The organism is Enterobacter sp. ku-bf2 (genome assembly GCF_001742765.1).
In the GTDB taxonomy this organism is placed as follows: Bacteria; Pseudomonadota; Gammaproteobacteria; order Enterobacterales; family Enterobacteriaceae; genus Enterobacter; species Enterobacter quasiroggenkampii.
The window spans coordinates 1,422,093-1,438,212 of record NZ_MDVW01000001.1 but is presented as its reverse complement, the minus strand read 5'-3'; the positions used below and the strand labels follow the sequence as shown (position 1 = coordinate 1,438,212).

Genomic DNA, 16,120 nt, shown 5'->3' with positions numbered 1-16,120 from the left:
TACGCGGTTCTGGTGGCGCTTTGACTGACAGGAAAACGCATGTCTCTACCGCAACTCTCGCTTTCAGCCGCACGTAATCTCCACCTGGCCGCGCAGGGGCTGCTCAAAAAGCCCCGCCGCCGCGCGCAGCCTGCCGATATCCTCTCTACCGTACAGCGCATGTCGCTCCTCCAGATCGACACCATTAATATTGTGGCCCGCAGCCCTTACCTGGTGCTGTTTAGCCGCCTGGGGAGTTATCCTTCCCAGTGGCTGGATGAGGCGCTCAGCAAGGGGGAGTTGATGGAGTATTGGGCGCATGAAGCCTGCTTCCTTCCTCGCAGCGATTTTGCCCTGGTGCGTCACCGTATGCTTGCGCCGGAAAAGATGGGCTGGAAATACCGACAGGCCTGGATGCAGGAACATGCGGCTGAAATAGAGCAGCTCATCGCGCATATTCAGGAAAACGGTCCTGTACGCTCTGCCGATTTTGAACACCCGCGCAAGGGGGCAAGCGGCTGGTGGGAGTGGAAGCCGCACAAACGTCATCTCGAAGGGTTATTTACCTCTGGGAAAGTCATGGTGATTGAGCGGCGTAACTTTCAGCGCGTCTACGATCTGACGCATCGCGTGATGCCGCACTGGGACGACGAGCGCGACCTGCTTACCCAGGAGGCGGCCGAGGCCATTATGCTGGAGAACAGCGCCCGCAGTCTGGGGATTTTTCGCGCGCAGTGGCTGGCAGATTATTATCGCCTGCGCCAGCCCGTGCTGAAACCGCTGCTGGACATGTGGCAACACGAGCAGCGCGTTATTCCCGTTACCGTGGAAACGCTGGGCGAAATGTGGCTGCATGCGGATCTCCTTCCGTTATTGCCTCAGGCTCTGGAGGGGAAACTTCAGGCAACCCACAGCGCGGTATTGTCGCCGTTCGATCCGGTCGTCTGGGACAGAAAACGCGCCGAGCAGCTCTTTGATTTTAGCTACCGGCTGGAATGTTATACCCCGGCCCCAAAGCGCCAGTATGGCTACTTTGTTTTACCGCTGCTGCATAAAGGACAGCTGGTCGGGCGCATGGATGCCAAAATGCACCGCAAGACCGGCACGCTTGAAATCATTGCGCTTTATCTGCAAGAGGGCGTCAGGGTGACGGCGAGCCTGGAAAAAGGATTAACGTCCGCCATTAGTGAATTCGCGCGTTGGCAGGGGGCCGACGACGTGACGCTGGGCCGGGTACCTGATGGATTGTTTACATCCTGTCGAAGTGGCTGGGAAACAGGCACGTCCTGAAAAGGGAATGTGTTAAGCTTTAGCGATTACCCATACGGAGGAACTATGGATCACCGTTTACTTGAAATTATTGCCTGCCCGGTATGCAACGGCAAACTTTACTACAGCCAGGACAAACAAGAGCTCATTTGCAAGCTGGACAGTCTGGCTTTCCCGCTGCGTGACGGTATTCCGGTATTGCTGGAAAATGAAGCCCGTTCCCTGGTGGCAGAAGAGAGCAAGCCATGAGTTTTGTCGTCATTATTCCTGCGCGTTATGCCTCAACGCGTCTGCCGGGTAAACCGCTGGTGGATATTAACGGCAAGCCGATGATTGTGCATGTCCTCGAGCGCGCGCGTGAATCGGGTGCTGACCGCGTGATTGTTGCCACCGACCATCCGGATGTCGCTCGTGCGGTTGAGGCCGCAGGCGGAGAGGTGTGCATGACTCGCGCCGATCACCAGTCCGGCACCGAACGTCTGGCGGAAGTGGTTGAGAAATGCGGTTTCAGTGATGATACGGTCATCGTAAACGTGCAGGGTGACGAGCCGATGATCCCCGCGGTCATTATCCGTCAGGTGGCCGAAAACCTGGCGCAGCGTCAGGTCGGAATGGCGACGCTGGCGGTACCCATTCATCATGCAGAAGAAGCTTTCAACCCGAATGCGGTGAAGGTCGTCATGGATGCGGAAGGCTATGCGCTTTATTTCTCCCGCGCCACGATCCCGTGGGATCGCGATCGCTTTGCGCTCTCTAAAGAGACCATCGGTGATACCTTCCTGCGTCATATTGGGATCTACGGCTATCGCGCGGGCTTTATTCGCCGCTATGTGGCCTGGGCGCCGAGCCCGCTGGAGCATATCGAAATGCTGGAGCAGCTTCGCGTGCTCTGGTACGGCGAGAAAATTCACGTTGCCGTTGCTGAGGAAGTCCCCGGCACGGGCGTAGACACCCCTGAAGATCTTGAGCGCGTTCGCGCCGAATTGCGTTAATCTTACCGGCATCTCTCCGCAGGGAGGGATGCACTCTCCGCTTTATTTTTCACTTTCTTTTTCCTGATTGATCTCTTCCGGGTGACATCTTCATTAAGGACGCTCATTATAAAAGCAGTAGTCTTAATGGGGGTAATCTCATATGGAACAGCTGCGTGCCGAACTTAGCCATCTGCTGGGTGAAAAGTTAAGCCGGGTCGAATGCGTGAGTGAAAAAGCCGATACCGCGCTCTGGTCGCTTTACGACAGTCAGGGTAACCCGATGCCGCTAATGGCAAGAAGTTTCACGTCACCCGGCGTTGCCAGGCAGCTTGCATGGAAAATGTCGATGCTGGCGCGGGAGGGAACCGTGCGTATGCCGACGGTGTATGGTGTGATGACCCATGAGGAACACCCCGGCCCGGACGTACTGCTGATTGAACGTTTACGCGGTGTGCCCGTTGAAGCGCCCGCGCGAACGCCGGAACGCTGGGAGCAGCTGAAAGATCAGATTGTCGAGGCGCTGCTGGCCTGGCACCGTCAGGATAGCCGTGGACTTGTCGGACCGGTTGACAGCACCCAGGAAAACCTCTGGCCGCTGTGGTACCGCCAGCGGGTTGAAGTGCTGTGGGGAACGCTTAACCAGTTCAACAATACCGGTTTAACCATGCAGGACAAACGTATCCTGTTTCGTACCCGGGAGTGCTTACCGGCCTTGTTCGAAGGTTTTAATGACAACTGCGTGCTGATCCACGGCAATTTTACCCTGCGCAGCATGCTCAAAGACGCCCGCAGCGATCAGCTTCTGGCAATGGTGGGGCCGGGCATCATGCTCTGGGCACCGCGCGAATATGAGCTGTTCAGGCTCAGCGACAGCGGGGCGGCGGAAGGCTTACTGTGGCATTACCTTCAACGCGCCCCCGTTGCGGAAGCGTTTCTCTGGCGACGCTGGCTCTACCTGCTCTGGGACGAAGTCGCGCAGCTGGTGAACACCGGACGATTCAATCGCGCAAACTTCGATCTGGCAACAAAATCACTCTTGCCCTGGCTCGCCTGAGGATCCTTTCAGCCACTGCCAGAGGCGTCCGAGCGTCTCGTAGCCGACGCGGTCGCTATGCATCAGCCATACCGGGGAGGGGATTGCCCGTTCCCACGGGTTGAGCGGTGCGTCGATGGCCATCTGGTTTGCCGGTGCGGGAAGCGGGTGCAGGCCTTGCTTCTCAAAGAAAATCATCGCGCGCGGCAGGTGTGAGGCGGAGGTCACCAGCAAGAACGGGGCATCGCCAATCGCCTGCTTCACTGCAGCAGCCTCTTCTTCGGTGTCTTTCGGGCTGTCCAGCGTGATGATCGAGGAACGCGGTACGCCGAGAGATTCCGCGACCCTGGCGCCCGCTTCAGCCGTACTCACCGGGTTCGTTTTCGCCGCCGCGCCGGTGAAGATCATTTTTGATCCCGGATTCGCCAGCCACAGGCGAATACCTTCGTTCAGCCGTGGCAGGCTGTTGTTGATCAGGTTTGAGCTCGGGGCCCAGTCAGGATCCCAGGTATATCCACCGCCCAGCACCACGATGTACGACACTTTCTGATTTCCCTGCCATGTTGGGTACCTGTTTTCGATGGGGCGTAACAGGCCATCCGCGACCGGTTGCAGGCTCAACAGCAGCAAGACCAGCCAGCCGAGCGTGATAAGCGTTTTGCCACTCTTCTGAAAGCGACTGAACCACACCAACGCCAGCCCCAGCGCGATGATGATGAGCAGCAGCGGAAGGGGAAGCATCATCCCTCCAATGTATTTCTTAAGGGTAAAAAGCATCCTTTTTGGTTCCTTTTTTGACCATATAGCAGGTGATTGCCGGTGATATTACACCAGAGAGGTTCATTCTCCGCGCGGCTGTGACAAAATAGCGGTTTTGCAGTTAGCGAGTGGAACTCTCCCAATGCGGGATCGCAATTTTGATGACATCGCGGAAAAATTTTCGCGCAACATTTATGGCACCACGAAGGGGCAGCTTCGTCAGACGATCCTCTGGCAGGATCTGGACACCATTCTGGCTACGTTCGGTGGCCAAACGTTGCGCGTGCTGGACGCCGGTGGTGGTGAAGGGCAGACGGCCATAAAAATGGCTGAACGCGGTCATCACGTCACGCTTTGCGATCTTTCTGCTGAAATGGTCGCCCGCGCGACGCGTGCGGCAGAAGAGAAAGGTGTGAGCGACAACATGCATTTTATACAATGCGCCGCTCAGGACATCGCACAGCATTTGGAAACCCAGGTTGATCTGATATTGTTTCATGCGGTGCTGGAGTGGGTTGCCGATCCGCAAAGCGTGTTACAAACCCTGTGGTCGATGTTGCGCCCGGGCGGCACGCTGTCGCTGATGTTCTACAATGCTAACGGCTTCCTGATGCACAACATGGTTGCGGGAAACTTCGACTATGTTCAGGTCGGGATGCCCAAAAAGAAAAAGCGCACGCTTTCCCCGGACTATCCGCGCGATCCACAGCAGGTTTATGGCTGGCTGGAAGCGATTGGCTGGCAGATTGTCGGGAAAACGGGCGTCAGGGTGTTTCATGATTATCTGCGTGAAAAACACAAACAGCGTGACTGTTTTGACACCTTAACAGAATTGGAAACGCGGTATTGCCGTCAGGAGCCTTTTGTCAGCCTTGGCCGCTATATTCACGTCACCGCGCACAAGCCGCAGATGCAAGGATAACCTATGAGTGAATTTTCCCAGACAGTCCCCGAACTGGTTGCCTGGGCCAGGAAAAACGATTTCTCCATCTCGCTGCCGGTAGACAGACTCTCTTTCCTGCTGGCGGTCGCCACGCTGAACGGCGAGCGGCTGGATGGTGAAATGAGCGAGGGTGAACTGGTGGATGCGTTCCGCCACGTCAGTGATGCGTTTGAGCAAACCAGCGAAACCATTAGCGTCCGTGCCAACAACGCGATCAACGATATGGTGCGTCAACGTCTGCTGAACCGCTTTACCAGCGAGCAGGCGGAAGGAAACGCCATCTATCGCCTGACGCCACTGGGCATCGGCATCACCGATTATTATATCCGCCAGCGTGAATTTTCCACGCTGCGTCTTTCCATGCAGCTGTCGATCGTGGCGGGTGAGCTTAAGCGCGCCGCCGATGCGGCAGATGAAGACGGTGACGAATTCCACTGGCACCGAAACGTCTATGCACCGCTGAAATATTCGGTGGCGGAAATCTTCGACAGTATCGATCTGACCCAGCGCCTGATGGACGAACAGCAGCAGCAGGTGAAAGACGATATCGCACAGCTGCTGAATAAAGACTGGCGAGCGGCCATCTCCAGCTGTGAACTTCTGCTGTCAGAAACCTCCGGTACGCTGCGTGAGCTGCAGGATACGCTGGAAGCCGCAGGGGATAAGCTGCAGGCGAACCTGCTGCGCATCCAGGACGCGACGCTGGCGCACGACGATCTGCACTTTATCGATCGTTTAGTGTTCGACCTGCAGAGCAAACTGGACCGTATTATCAGCTGGGGCCAGCAGTCGATCGACCTGTGGATTGGCTATGACCGACACGTGCATAAATTTATCCGTACCGCGATCGATATGGATAAGAACCGCGTCTTTGCCCAGCGTCTGCGCCAGTCGGTGCAGACCTATTTCGATGCGCCGTGGGCGCTGACCTACGCCAATGCCGATCGTCTGCTGGATATGCGCGACGAAGAGATGGCGCTGCGCGATGAAGAGGTGACCGGTGAACTGCCGCCGGATCTGGAATATGAAGAATTTAACGAAATTCGCGAGCAGCTTGCGGCGATGATCGAAGAACAGCTCGCGGTCTATAAAACCAGACAAGCTCCGCTGGATCTTGGACTCGTGGTGCGCGACTATCTGGCGCAATATCCGCGCGCGCGCCACTTCGACGTTGCCCGCATTGTGGTAGACCAGGCGGTTCGCCTGGGTATCGCGCAAGCAGACTTCACCGGACTGCCGCCGAAGTGGCAGCCAATTAACGATTACGGAGCCAAGGTACAGGCGCATGTCATTGACAAATATTGAACAAGTGATGCCGGTTAAGCTGGCACAGGCGCTGGCGAATCCGTTATTTCCGGCGCTGGACAGCCAGCTGCGTGCCGGTCGTCACATTGGCTTAGACGAGCTGGATAATCACGCCTTTTTGATGGACTTCCAGGAGTACCTGGAAGAGTTTTACGCACGCTACAACGTGGAGCTTATCCGCGCGCCGGAAGGGTTTTTCTACCTGCGCCCGCGCTCCACGACGCTGATCCCGCGTTCCGTGCTCTCCGAGCTGGATATGATGGTCGGCAAAATTCTTTGCTACCTCTACCTCAGCCCGGAACGTCTGGCGAATGAAGGGATCTTCACCCAGCAGGAGCTTTACGACGAGCTGTTGACGCTGGCAGATGAGAGCAAGCTGCTCAAGCTGGTGAACAACCGCTCCACGGGGTCGGATCTTGACCGTCAGAAATTACAGGAAAAGGTTCGCTCTTCCCTGAACCGTCTGCGTCGTCTGGGGATGGTCTGGTTTATGGGTCACGACAGCAGCAAATTCCGCATTACGGAATCTGTCTTCCGCTTCGGCGCCGACGTGCGTGCGGGCGATGACGCGCGTGAAGCGCAGCTTCGCATGATCCGCGACGGTGAAGCGATGCCGGTGGAAAACCATTTGCAGCTCAATGATGAGCATGAAGAGAATCTGCCGGATAGCGGGGAGGAAGAGTAATGATTGAACGCGGTAAATTTCGCTCACTGACGCTGATTAACTGGAACGGCTTCTTTGCCAGAACGTTCGATCTGGATGAGCTGGTCACGACGCTTTCCGGCGGTAACGGTGCGGGTAAATCCACCACCATGGCGGCCTTTGTCACGGCGCTGATCCCTGACCTGACGCTGCTTCACTTCCGTAACACCACCGAAGCGGGGGCCACAAGCGGTTCCCGTGATAAAGGGCTGCATGGGAAGCTGAAGGCCGGCGTCTGTTATTCGGTTCTGGACGTCATTAACTCCCGCCATCAGCGCGTGGTGGTGGGCGTACGCCTGCAGCAGGTTGCCGGTCGCGATCGTAAAGTCGATATTAAACCATTCGCCATCCAGGGGCTGCCAACGTCCATGCAGCCAACGGCGCTGCTGACGGAAACCCTGAACGAACGCCAGGCGCGCGTGCTGACGCTCCAGGAGCTGAAAGATAAGCTCGAAGCGATAGAAGGCGTTCAGTTCAAGCAGTTCAACTCGATTACCGACTACCACTCGTTAATGTTCGATCTGGGCGTGGTGGCGCGTCGTCTGCGCACGGCATCAGACCGCAGCAAATACTATCGCCTGATTGAAGCGTCTCTGTACGGCGGTATCTCCAGCGCCATTACCCGCTCCCTGCGCGACTACCTGCTGCCGGAAAACAGCGGCGTGCGTAAGGCCTTCCAGGATATGGAAGCGGCGCTGCGTGAAAACCGCATGACGCTGGAAGCGATTCGCGTTACCCAGTCTGACCGTGACCTGTTTAAACACCTGATCAGCGAAGCCACCAACTACGTGGCGGCGGACTACATGCGCCACGCCAACGAGCGCCGCGTCCACCTCGATCAGGCATTAGAATATCGCCGCGAGCTGTTTACCTCCCGTAAACAGCTGGTGGCCGAGCAGTACAAGCACGTCGAAATGGCGCGCGAGCTCGGTGAGCACAACGGTGCCGAGGGCGACCTGGAAGCCGACTACCAGGCCGCCAGCGATCACCTGAACCTGGTGCAAACTGCGCTCCGTCAGCAGGAAAAAATCGAGCGCTATGAAGCGGACCTCGACGAGCTGCAGATCCGTCTCGAAGAGCAAAATGAAGTGGTGGCCGAAGCCGCCGAGATGCAGGAAGAGAACGAAGCCCGCGCCGAAGCGGCTGAGCTGGAAGTGGATGAGCTGAAAAGCCAGCTTGCCGATTACCAGCAGGCGCTGGACGTGCAGCAGACGCGCGCGATCCAGTACACCCAGGCACTGCAGGCATTACAGCGCGCGAAAGAGCTATGCCATCTGCCTGACCTGACGCCGGAAAGCGCCGACGAGTGGCTGGATACCTTCCAGGCCAAAGAGCAGGAAGCCACTGAGAAACTGCTGTCCCTCGAACAGAAAATGAGCGTTGCGCAAACGGCACACAGCCAGTTTGAGCAGGCTTATCAGCTGGTTGTGGCGATTAACGGCCCGCTGGCGCGTAACGAAGCCTGGGACGTTGCCCGTGAACTGCTGCGCGACGGCGTGAACCAGCGCCATCTGGCCGAGCAGGTTCAGCCGCTGCGTATGCGTCTGAACGAGCTGGAACAGCGCCTGCGCGAGCAGCAGGAAGCCGAGCGTCTGCTGGCGGAATTCTGCAAACGTCAGGGCAAAAATTACGATTTTGACGAGCTTGAGGCCCTGCATCAGGAACTCGAGGCGCGTATCGCTGCGCTTTCAGACACGGTCTCCAGCGCCAGTGAACAGCGTATGACCCTGCGTCAGGAGCTGGAACAGCTGCAGTCCCGTTCGCAAGCGCTTCTGCAGCGTGCACCGGTCTGGCTGGCGGCCCAGAGCAGCCTTAACCAGCTCAGCGAACAGTGCGGCGAGCAGTTTGAATCCAGTCAGGAAGTGACCGAATACCTGCAGCAGCTGCTGGAGCGTGAGCGCGAAGCCATTGTTGAGCGTGATGAAGTCGGCACGCGCAAGCGTGAAGTCGACGAAGAAATTGAACGCTTAAGCCAGCCGGGCGGTGCGGAAGACCCGCGTCTCAATGCCCTGGCGGAGCGTTTTGGCGGCGTGCTGCTGTCCGAGATTTACGACGATGTCGGTCTGGACGATGCGCCATACTTCTCCGCGCTGTACGGTCCATCCCGTAATGCGATTGTGGTGCCGGATCTGTCGCTGATTTCTGAGCAGCTTGCCGGCCTGGAAGATTGTCCGGAAGATCTTTACCTGATCGAAGGGGATCCGCAGTCGTTCGATGACAGCGTATTCAGCGTCGACGAACTGGAAAAAGCGGTGGTGGTGAAAATCGCTGACCGTCAGTGGCGCTATTCCCGCTTCCCGGAACTGCCGCTGTTTGGCCGCGCCGCGCGCGAAAGCCGCATCGAAAGCCTGCACGCCGAGCGTGAAACGCTATCTGAACGTTTTGCGACGCTGTCGTTTGACGTGCAGAAAACCCAGCGCCTGCATCAGGCGTTTAGCCGCTTTATCGGCAGCCATCTGGCCGTGGCCTTTGAAGCTGACCCTGAAGCGGAAATTCGCAAGCTCAATACCCGTCGCGGCGAGCTGGAGCGGGCGATTGCCAGTCATGAAAGCGACAACCAGCAGAGCCGCGTCCAGTTCGAGCAGGCGAAAGAGGGCGTCGCGGCCCTTAACCGCATTCTGCCGCGCCTGAATCTGCTGGCGGATGACACGCTGGCCGATCGCGTGGACGAGATCCAGGAGCGCCTGGATGAAGCGCAGGAAGCCGCGCGCTTCGTGCAGCAGCACGGCAATCAGCTGGCGAAGCTGGAGCCGGTTGTCTCTGTCCTGCAGAGCGACCCGGAACAGTTTGAGCAGTTGAAAGAAGACTATGCCTGGTCGCAGCAGGTGCAGCGCGAGGCGCGTCAGCAGGCGTTCGCCCTGACGGAAGTGGTGCAGCGTCGCGCCCACTTCGGCTACTCCGATTCGGCAGAAATGCTGAGCGGTAACAGCGATCTGAATGAAAAGCTGCGTCAGCGCCTTGAGCAGGCGGAAGCGGAACGTACCCGCGCCCGCGAAGCAATGCGCAGCCATTCCGCTCAGCTGAACCAGTACAACCAGGTGCTGGCCTCGCTGAAAAGCTCCTTCGATACCAAGAAGGAGCTGTTAAACGACCTGCAGAAAGAGCTTCAGGACATCGGCGTTCGTGCCGACAGCGGGGCAGAAGAGCGCGCGCGTATTCGTCGTGACGAGCTGCATGCTCAGCTGAGCAACAACCGTGCACGTCGCAATCAGCTGGAAAAAGCGCTGACCTTCTGCGAAGCAGAAATGGATAACCTGACCCGTCGCTTGCGCAAGCTGGAGCGCGACTACTTTGAGATGCGCGAGCAGGTCGTGACCGCGAAGGCGGGCTGGTGCGCGGTGATGCGCATGGTGAAAGACAATAACGTTGAGCGTCGCCTGCACCGTCGCGAGCTGGCATATCTTTCTGCCGATGAGCTGCGTTCCATGTCGGATAAGGCGTTGGGTGCCCTGCGTCTGGCGGTGGCGGATAACGAACACCTGCGCGATGTTCTGCGCATGTCCGAAGATCCGAAACGTCCTGAACGTAAAATCCAGTTCTTCGTGGCGGTTTACCAGCACCTGCGCGAACGTATTCGTCAGGACATCATTCGTACTGACGATCCGGTCGAGGCTATCGAACAGATGGAAATCGAACTGGGTCGTCTGACGGAAGAGCTGACCTCCCGCGAGCAGAAGCTGGCGATCAGCTCTCGCAGCGTGGCGAACATCATCCGTAAAACCATTCAGCGCGAGCAGAACCGTATCCGCCAGCTCAACCAGGGTCTGCAGAGCGTGTCGTTTGGCCAGGTGAACAGCGTGCGCCTCAACGTTAACGTGCGCGAAGCGCATGCCACCCTGCTGGAAGTGCTGTCTGAGCAGCACGAACAGCATCAGGATCTGTTCAACAGTAACCGTCTGACCTTCTCTGAAGCGCTGGCGAAACTGTATCAGCGCCTGAACCCGCAGATTGATATGGGCCAGCGTACGCCGCAAACCATCGGTGAAGAGCTGCTGGATTACCGTAACTACCTGGAAATGGAGGTAGAGGTAAACCGTGGTTCAGACGGCTGGCTGCGTGCGGAGTCCGGAGCGCTCTCAACCGGTGAAGCGATCGGTACCGGTATGTCAATTCTGGTGATGGTGGTACAGAGCTGGGAAGACGAAGCGCGCCGCCTGCGCGGCAAAGACATCTCCCCATGCCGACTGCTGTTCCTGGATGAGGCGGCGCGTCTTGATGCGCGCTCCATTGCCACGCTGTTTGAGCTTTGCGAACGTCTCGATATGCAGCTCATCATTGCGGCACCGGAGAACATCAGTCCTGAAAAAGGGACAACCTACAAGCTGGTGCGTAAAGTGTTCCAGAACAGCGAACACGTCCACGTTGTGGGGCTGCGTGGCTTTGCGCCGCAGCCGCCAGAGTCACTGCCAGAAACCACGGCGGACGCTTCCTGACGCGTTTTCCGATCCGAAGCGGCGCCCTGGCGCCGCTTTTTTTTTAAACTTAACTTGTGCTTAGGGCTGCGTTATCTTTAAACTTCTTTACATAAGGTAAGGCAACAGCTTAGCCGTCTACCTATAATGAAAGAAAGCCCCAACGTGATGGGCATGTCGTGAAAACAGGGGGCAAGGGATGTTGCTTAAGAAAGAATGTGGTCGTCAGCTGTCGGCGCTTAGTTTATGCCTGGCAGTGATGTTTGCTCCACTGTTAACCGCCCAGGCCGACGAGCCTGAAATTGTGCCGACTGACAGCTCGGCAACGACAGGCACGCAGCCTACGTCGTTGTCCCAGCCGCTGGAACAGTCTCCGGCGACGGCTATCATGGCCGGTATTAAGCCGCTGCCGGAAGGCATCGATGCCGAATCGCTCAGCCAGCAGCTGCAGTCAGGGCTGCCGTCAGGCTACACGCCGGTCTATATCAATCAGCTCACGCTCCTCTATGCTGCCCGCGATATGAAACCGATGTGGGAAAACCGCGATGCCGTGCGCGCCTTCCAGCAGCAGCTGGCGGAGGTCGCGATTGCAGGGTTTCAGCCACAGTTTACAAAGTGGGTTGAGCTGTTAACCGATCCTGCCGTGTCCGGTCAGGCTCGGGACGTCGTGCTTTCCGATGCCATGATGGGCTATCTGCAGTTTGTGGCGGGTATTCCTGTCAATGGCAACCGCTGGCTGTACAGCGACAAGCCGTATAAGCTGGCGACGCCAGCGCTGTCGGTGATTAACCAGTGGCAGTTAGCCCTGGATAACGGCGAACTGCCGCGCTTTATTGCCAGCCTTGCACCGGCGCATCCACAATATGCCACTCTGCACGAGTCGCTTCTCGCGCTGGTGGGCGACTCGCGTCCATGGCCGCAGATGCGCGGCACCGCGACGCTGCGTCCGGGGCAGTGGAGCAGCGATGTGCCTGCTCTGCGTGAGATCCTGACTCGCTCCGGTCTTCTTGATGGCGGGCCACATATCGCTCTGCCTGGTGACGATCCACAAAACGCGGCGGTCAGCCCGTCAGCGCCCGTGAAAGAGAAAAAAGCGATTGCCGTCAGCAATAAACCCGCAGCATACGATCGTGAGCTGGTTGCGGCAGTGAAGCAATTCCAGGCCGCTCAGGGACTGGGAGCCGATGGCGTCATTGGCCAGACGACACGAGACTGGCTGAACGTATCGCCTGCGCAGCGGGCTGGGGTGCTGGCGCTCAATATCCAGCGTTTGCGCCTGCTGCCTGGAACCCTCTCTACCGGGATTATGGTTAACATTCCTGCGTATTCACTGGTCTATTACCAGGACGGTAGCGAAAAACTGGCGTCACGCGTGATTGTCGGGCGTCCGGATCGCAAAACGCCGATGATGAGCAGCGCGCTGAATAACGTGGTGGTTAACCCGCCGTGGAACGTGCCACCGACTCTGGCGCGTAAAGACATTCTGCCGAAGGTCTGGAACGATCCGGGTTATCTGGAACGTCATGGTTATACGGTGATGCGTGGCTGGAACAGTAAAGAGGCCATCGATCCTTATATGGTCGACTGGTCGACAATCACGGCTTCTAACCTGCCGTTCCGTTTCCAGCAGGCACCGGGGGCGCATAACTCTTTAGGGCGTTACAAATTCAATATGCCGAGTTCTGACGCTATCTATCTGCACGATACGCCGAACCACAATCTCTTCCAGAAAGATACGCGCGCGCTGAGTTCTGGCTGCGTGCGCGTGAACAAAGCCTCGGAGCTGGCCAATATGCTGCTGCAGGACGCGGGCTGGAACGATACGCGCATTTCGGATGCCCTGAAGCAGGGAGATACGCGTTACGTTAATATTCGACACAATATTCCGGTCAATCTTTACTATCTGACGGCGTTTGTTGGCGAAGACGGGCGTACCCAGTACCGTACAGATATTTACAATTATGATCTCACCGCGCGATCCGGCGCACAAATTTTGCCAAAAGCGGAACAATTAATCAGGTAAATGAAGCAGTTCGGGAAAAATGATTGTCGTAAGTTAGGGTGAATAAGGGGCTATATCGCTGCAAGCCGCGTATTCACTGGGGTTGGGCGCCTTGACGTACCCGGTTTTGCCAGTTAAGGTGCCCTTCGTGCGCTAAGCATATTACGATTTCTTTTACCTGTAGACCTGATTATCATGGACAAATTTGACGCTAATCGCCGCAAACTGCTGGCGTTAGGTGGTGTTGCGCTTGGCGCAGCGGCCATCTTGCCGACGCCAGCATTTGCCACCCTCTCGACACCTCGTCCGCGAGTTTTAACGCTCAACAATCTTCATACCGGTGAGTCGTTAAAAGCGGAGTTCTTCGATGGCAGAGGCTATATTCAGGATGAATTAGCAAGACTTAACCATTTTTTCCGTGATTTCCGCGCGAATAAAATTAAAGCCATCGACCCAGGACTGTTTGATCAGCTTTTCCGCCTTCAGGGCCTGCTGGGTACCAGCAAGCCGGTGCAGCTTATTTCTGGTTATCGCTCGGTTGATACCAATAATGAACTGCGCGCCCACAGTCGCGGGGTAGCGAAAAAAAGCTATCACACGAAGGGCCAGGCAATGGATTTCCATATTGAGGGCGTTTCGTTAGCCAATATTCGCAAAGCTGCGTTATCTATGCGCGCAGGTGGTGTAGGATATTACCCCAGCAGCAACTTTGTGCATATTGATACCGGTCCGGTTCGGCACTGGTAATAACGAAACACAGGAGCAGTATGAACTATCGTATTATTCCGGTTACCGCGTTCTCCCAGAATTGTTCACTCATCTGGTGCGAACAAACTAAACTGGCCGCGCTTGTCGATCCCGGCGGTGACGCTGAGAAGATCAAGCAGGAAGTCGCCGACAGCGGCGTGACGCTCATGCAGATTTTACTGACGCATGGTCACCTCGACCATGTGGGCGCAGCGGCTGAACTGGCTGAACACTACGGCGTGCCGATTGTCGGTCCGGAAAAAGAAGATGAGTTCTGGCTGCAGGGGTTACCTGCCCAAAGCCGCATGTTTGGCCTTGATGAGTGTCAGCCTCTGACGCCCGATCGCTGGCTGGATGAAGGAGAGCGCGTTAGCATAGGGAATGTGACTTTACAGGTGTTGCATTGTCCTGGGCATACGCCAGGCCATATCGTCTTCTTTGATGACCAGTCCCGTCTGCTGATCTCCGGCGATGTGATTTTCAAAGGTGGCGTAGGACGCAGCGATTTTCCGCGCGGCGATCACGGACAGCTGATTCAGTCGATTAAACAGAAGTTATTGCCGCTGGGTGATGATGTGACGTTTATCCCTGGGCACGGTCCGATGTCGACGCTGGGCTATGAACGGCTCCATAATCCGTTCCTTCAGGATGAAATGCCTGTCTGGTAACCCGCATAAAAAAAGCCTGCATAATGCAGGCTTTTTTATAGGCGCAAATTACAGTACGGCGACAATCGCTTCGCACAGCGGCGCCATGTTGTCAGGCGTCATGCCTGCAACGTTCACGCGGCCAGACGCCACGGCGTACACGCCGAACTCTTCACGCAGACGCAGAACCTGCTCTTTGGTCAGGCCGCTGAAAGAGAACATGCCGTTCTGTTTGATGATAAAGCTGAAGTCGCGATCCGCGCCTTTCTCCGCCAGGGTGTTCACAAACAGCAGGCGCATGCGCTGAATACGCTGACGCATATCGTTCAGCTCTTGTTCCCAGATAGCGCGCAGCGCATCGTTGCTCAGGATAGTCGCAACAACAGATGCACCGTGTGCCGGTGGGTTAGAGTAGTTAGCGCGGATAACGGATTTCATCTGGCTGAACGCGCGATCGACGGTCTCATCGTTAGCCGCAACCAGCGTACAGGCACCTACACGCTCATTGTACAGACCAAAGTTCTTGGAATAGGAACTGGCAACGATCAGCTCCTGATGCACGGCGGCGAACGCGCGCAGGCCTTCAGCATCTTCTTCCAGACCACGGGCGAAGCCCTGGTAGGCAAAGTCAAACAGCGGCAGCCAGCCTTTCTCTACGGACAGCTTCGCCAGGTGTTCCCACTGCTCAAGCGTTGGATCGATACCGGTTGGGTTGTGGCAGCAGCCGTGGAACAGCACCACGTCACCCGCCTGCGCTTCGCTCAGGCTTGCCAGCAGGCCGTCAAAGTCCAGAGAGTGGTTTGCTGCGTCGTAGTAGGCGTATTCACGCACTTCCAGACCCGCAGAGTTAAATACGCTCTTGTGGTTCGGCCAGCTTGGATTGCTTACCCAGACACGCTTCACAGAGGTGTTTTTCGCAAGGAAATCCGCCGCCACGCGCAGCGCGCCGGTACCGCCCGGGGTCTGAGCTGTACGGGCACGTTTGTCACTCACAATTGCGCTGCCTTTACCGAACAGCAGCTCCTGGGTGCAGCGACCAAATTCAGGGATACCATCAATACCGAGGTAGTTTTTGGTGGTTTCGTTTTCCAGCAGATACTGCTCAGCTTTCTTAACGCTGGTCAGTACCGGAGTTTTGCCGGTTTCATCTTTATATACACCAATACCCAGGTTGATTTTGCCAGGGCGGTCGTCGGCACGAAACAGATCGGCCAGGCCCAGAATCGGGTCGGCAGGAGCGGCGGTAATGTTCTCAAACATGACGAAGTTCCATTGTGATTACAGAAGTGAAATCCGCTATCAGGTTAACGGTAGATTTACAAAATGCCAACCGTTTGCGACGAAAAG

General features: G+C 56.8%; 13 protein-coding genes. 11 read left to right on the top strand and 2 right to left on the bottom strand.

Annotated elements, in window-relative coordinates; all coding sequences use genetic code 11:
- Window positions 1-39: 39 nt before the first annotated feature.
- From BFG58_RS06920 to BFG58_RS06905, 4 genes are all read left to right on the top strand, one after another.
- The gene (locus tag BFG58_RS06920; protein WP_069719502.1) at window positions 40-1,269 is read left to right on the top strand and encodes a winged helix-turn-helix domain-containing protein; all 1,230 of its coding nucleotides are present in this window, start codon (window positions 40-42) and stop codon (window positions 1,267-1,269) included.
- 45 nt (window positions 1,270-1,314) lie between these two features.
- Complete coding sequence (gene ycaR / locus BFG58_RS06915) at window positions 1,315-1,497, top strand: protein YcaR (RefSeq protein WP_006174474.1); 183 nt, start codon at window positions 1,315-1,317, stop codon at window positions 1,495-1,497.
- Complete coding sequence (kdsB, locus tag BFG58_RS06910; RefSeq protein ID WP_008499959.1) at window positions 1,494-2,240, top strand: 3-deoxy-manno-octulosonate cytidylyltransferase; 747 nt, start codon at window positions 1,494-1,496, stop codon at window positions 2,238-2,240. The genes ycaR and kdsB overlap by 4 nt, the downstream gene beginning before the upstream one ends.
- 142 nt (window positions 2,241-2,382) lie before the next feature.
- Complete coding sequence (locus tag BFG58_RS06905; protein WP_048027209.1) at window positions 2,383-3,276, top strand: YcbJ family phosphotransferase; 894 nt, start codon at window positions 2,383-2,385, stop codon at window positions 3,274-3,276.
- Here the strand turns inward: BFG58_RS06905 and elyC are convergent.
- The gene (elyC, locus tag BFG58_RS06900; protein WP_048027210.1) at window positions 3,253-4,032 is read right to left on the bottom strand and encodes an envelope biogenesis factor ElyC; all 780 of its coding nucleotides are present in this window, start codon (window positions 4,030-4,032) and stop codon (window positions 3,253-3,255) included. The two genes, BFG58_RS06905 and elyC, sit on opposite strands and share 24 nt — an antisense overlap.
- Window positions 4,033-4,156: 124 nt before the next feature.
- Here elyC and cmoM point away from each other — a divergent pair, with 124 nt between their 5' ends.
- From cmoM to BFG58_RS06865, 7 genes are all read left to right on the top strand, one after another.
- The gene (cmoM, locus tag BFG58_RS06895; RefSeq protein ID WP_032649174.1) at window positions 4,157-4,936 is read left to right on the top strand and encodes a tRNA uridine 5-oxyacetic acid(34) methyltransferase CmoM; all 780 of its coding nucleotides are present in this window, start codon (window positions 4,157-4,159) and stop codon (window positions 4,934-4,936) included.
- Between the two features lie 3 nt (window positions 4,937-4,939).
- The gene (mukF, locus tag BFG58_RS06890; protein WP_008499955.1) at window positions 4,940-6,262 is read left to right on the top strand and encodes a chromosome partition protein MukF; all 1,323 of its coding nucleotides are present in this window, start codon (window positions 4,940-4,942) and stop codon (window positions 6,260-6,262) included.
- Window positions 6,243-6,947, top strand: coding sequence for a chromosome partition protein MukE (gene mukE, locus BFG58_RS06885; RefSeq protein ID WP_008499954.1), 705 nt, complete (start codon window positions 6,243-6,245; stop codon window positions 6,945-6,947). The genes mukF and mukE overlap by 20 nt, the downstream gene beginning before the upstream one ends.
- A complete protein-coding gene (gene mukB, locus BFG58_RS06880; protein WP_063621312.1) occupies window positions 6,947-11,398 on the top strand; it encodes a chromosome partition protein MukB in 4,452 nt (1,483 codons plus the stop codon). The genes mukE and mukB overlap by 1 nt, the downstream gene beginning before the upstream one ends.
- Before the next feature lie 178 nt (window positions 11,399-11,576).
- A complete protein-coding gene (gene ldtD, locus BFG58_RS06875; protein WP_045908379.1) occupies window positions 11,577-13,400 on the top strand; it encodes a L,D-transpeptidase in 1,824 nt (607 codons plus the stop codon).
- Window positions 13,401-13,574: 174 nt separating this feature from the next.
- Window positions 13,575-14,126, top strand: coding sequence for a YcbK family protein (locus tag BFG58_RS06870; RefSeq protein ID WP_014169403.1), 552 nt, complete (start codon window positions 13,575-13,577; stop codon window positions 14,124-14,126).
- A gap of 20 nt (window positions 14,127-14,146) precedes the next feature.
- Complete coding sequence (locus tag BFG58_RS06865) at window positions 14,147-14,794, top strand: MBL fold metallo-hydrolase (RefSeq protein WP_063621313.1); 648 nt, start codon at window positions 14,147-14,149, stop codon at window positions 14,792-14,794.
- Window positions 14,795-14,842: 48 nt separating this feature from the next.
- On the opposite strand, the gene aspC is transcribed toward BFG58_RS06865, so the two are convergent.
- On the bottom strand, window positions 14,843-16,033 hold the full coding sequence (aspC, locus tag BFG58_RS06860; protein ID WP_008499949.1) for an aspartate transaminase: 1,191 nt from the start codon (window positions 16,031-16,033) through the stop codon (window positions 14,843-14,845).
- Between the last annotated feature and the right edge of the window lie 87 nt (window positions 16,034-16,120).

Excerpts from the sequence above, each read along its gene's own strand:
- BFG58_RS06920 (WP_069719502.1), top strand. The coding sequence starts at position 40 with ATGTCTCTACCGCAACTCTCGCTTTCAGCCGCACGTAATCTCCACCTG.
- ycaR (WP_006174474.1), top strand. The coding sequence starts at position 1,315 with ATGGATCACCGTTTACTTGAAATTATTGCCTGCCCGGTATGCAACGGC.
- kdsB (WP_008499959.1), top strand. The coding sequence starts at position 1,494 with ATGAGTTTTGTCGTCATTATTCCTGCGCGTTATGCCTCAACGCGTCTG.
- BFG58_RS06905 (WP_048027209.1), top strand. The coding sequence starts at position 2,383 with ATGGAACAGCTGCGTGCCGAACTTAGCCATCTGCTGGGTGAAAAGTTA.
- elyC (WP_048027210.1), bottom strand. The coding sequence starts at position 4,032 with ATGCTTTTTACCCTTAAGAAATACATTGGAGGGATGATGCTTCCCCTT.
- cmoM (WP_032649174.1), top strand. The coding sequence starts at position 4,157 with ATGCGGGATCGCAATTTTGATGACATCGCGGAAAAATTTTCGCGCAAC.
- mukF (WP_008499955.1), top strand. The coding sequence starts at position 4,940 with ATGAGTGAATTTTCCCAGACAGTCCCCGAACTGGTTGCCTGGGCCAGG.
- mukE (WP_008499954.1), top strand. The coding sequence starts at position 6,243 with ATGTCATTGACAAATATTGAACAAGTGATGCCGGTTAAGCTGGCACAG.
- mukB (WP_063621312.1), top strand. The coding sequence starts at position 6,947 with ATGATTGAACGCGGTAAATTTCGCTCACTGACGCTGATTAACTGGAAC.
- ldtD (WP_045908379.1), top strand. The coding sequence starts at position 11,577 with ATGTTGCTTAAGAAAGAATGTGGTCGTCAGCTGTCGGCGCTTAGTTTA.
- BFG58_RS06870 (WP_014169403.1), top strand. The coding sequence starts at position 13,575 with ATGGACAAATTTGACGCTAATCGCCGCAAACTGCTGGCGTTAGGTGGT.
- BFG58_RS06865 (WP_063621313.1), top strand. The coding sequence starts at position 14,147 with ATGAACTATCGTATTATTCCGGTTACCGCGTTCTCCCAGAATTGTTCA.
- aspC (WP_008499949.1), bottom strand. The coding sequence starts at position 16,033 with ATGTTTGAGAACATTACCGCCGCTCCTGCCGACCCGATTCTGGGCCTG.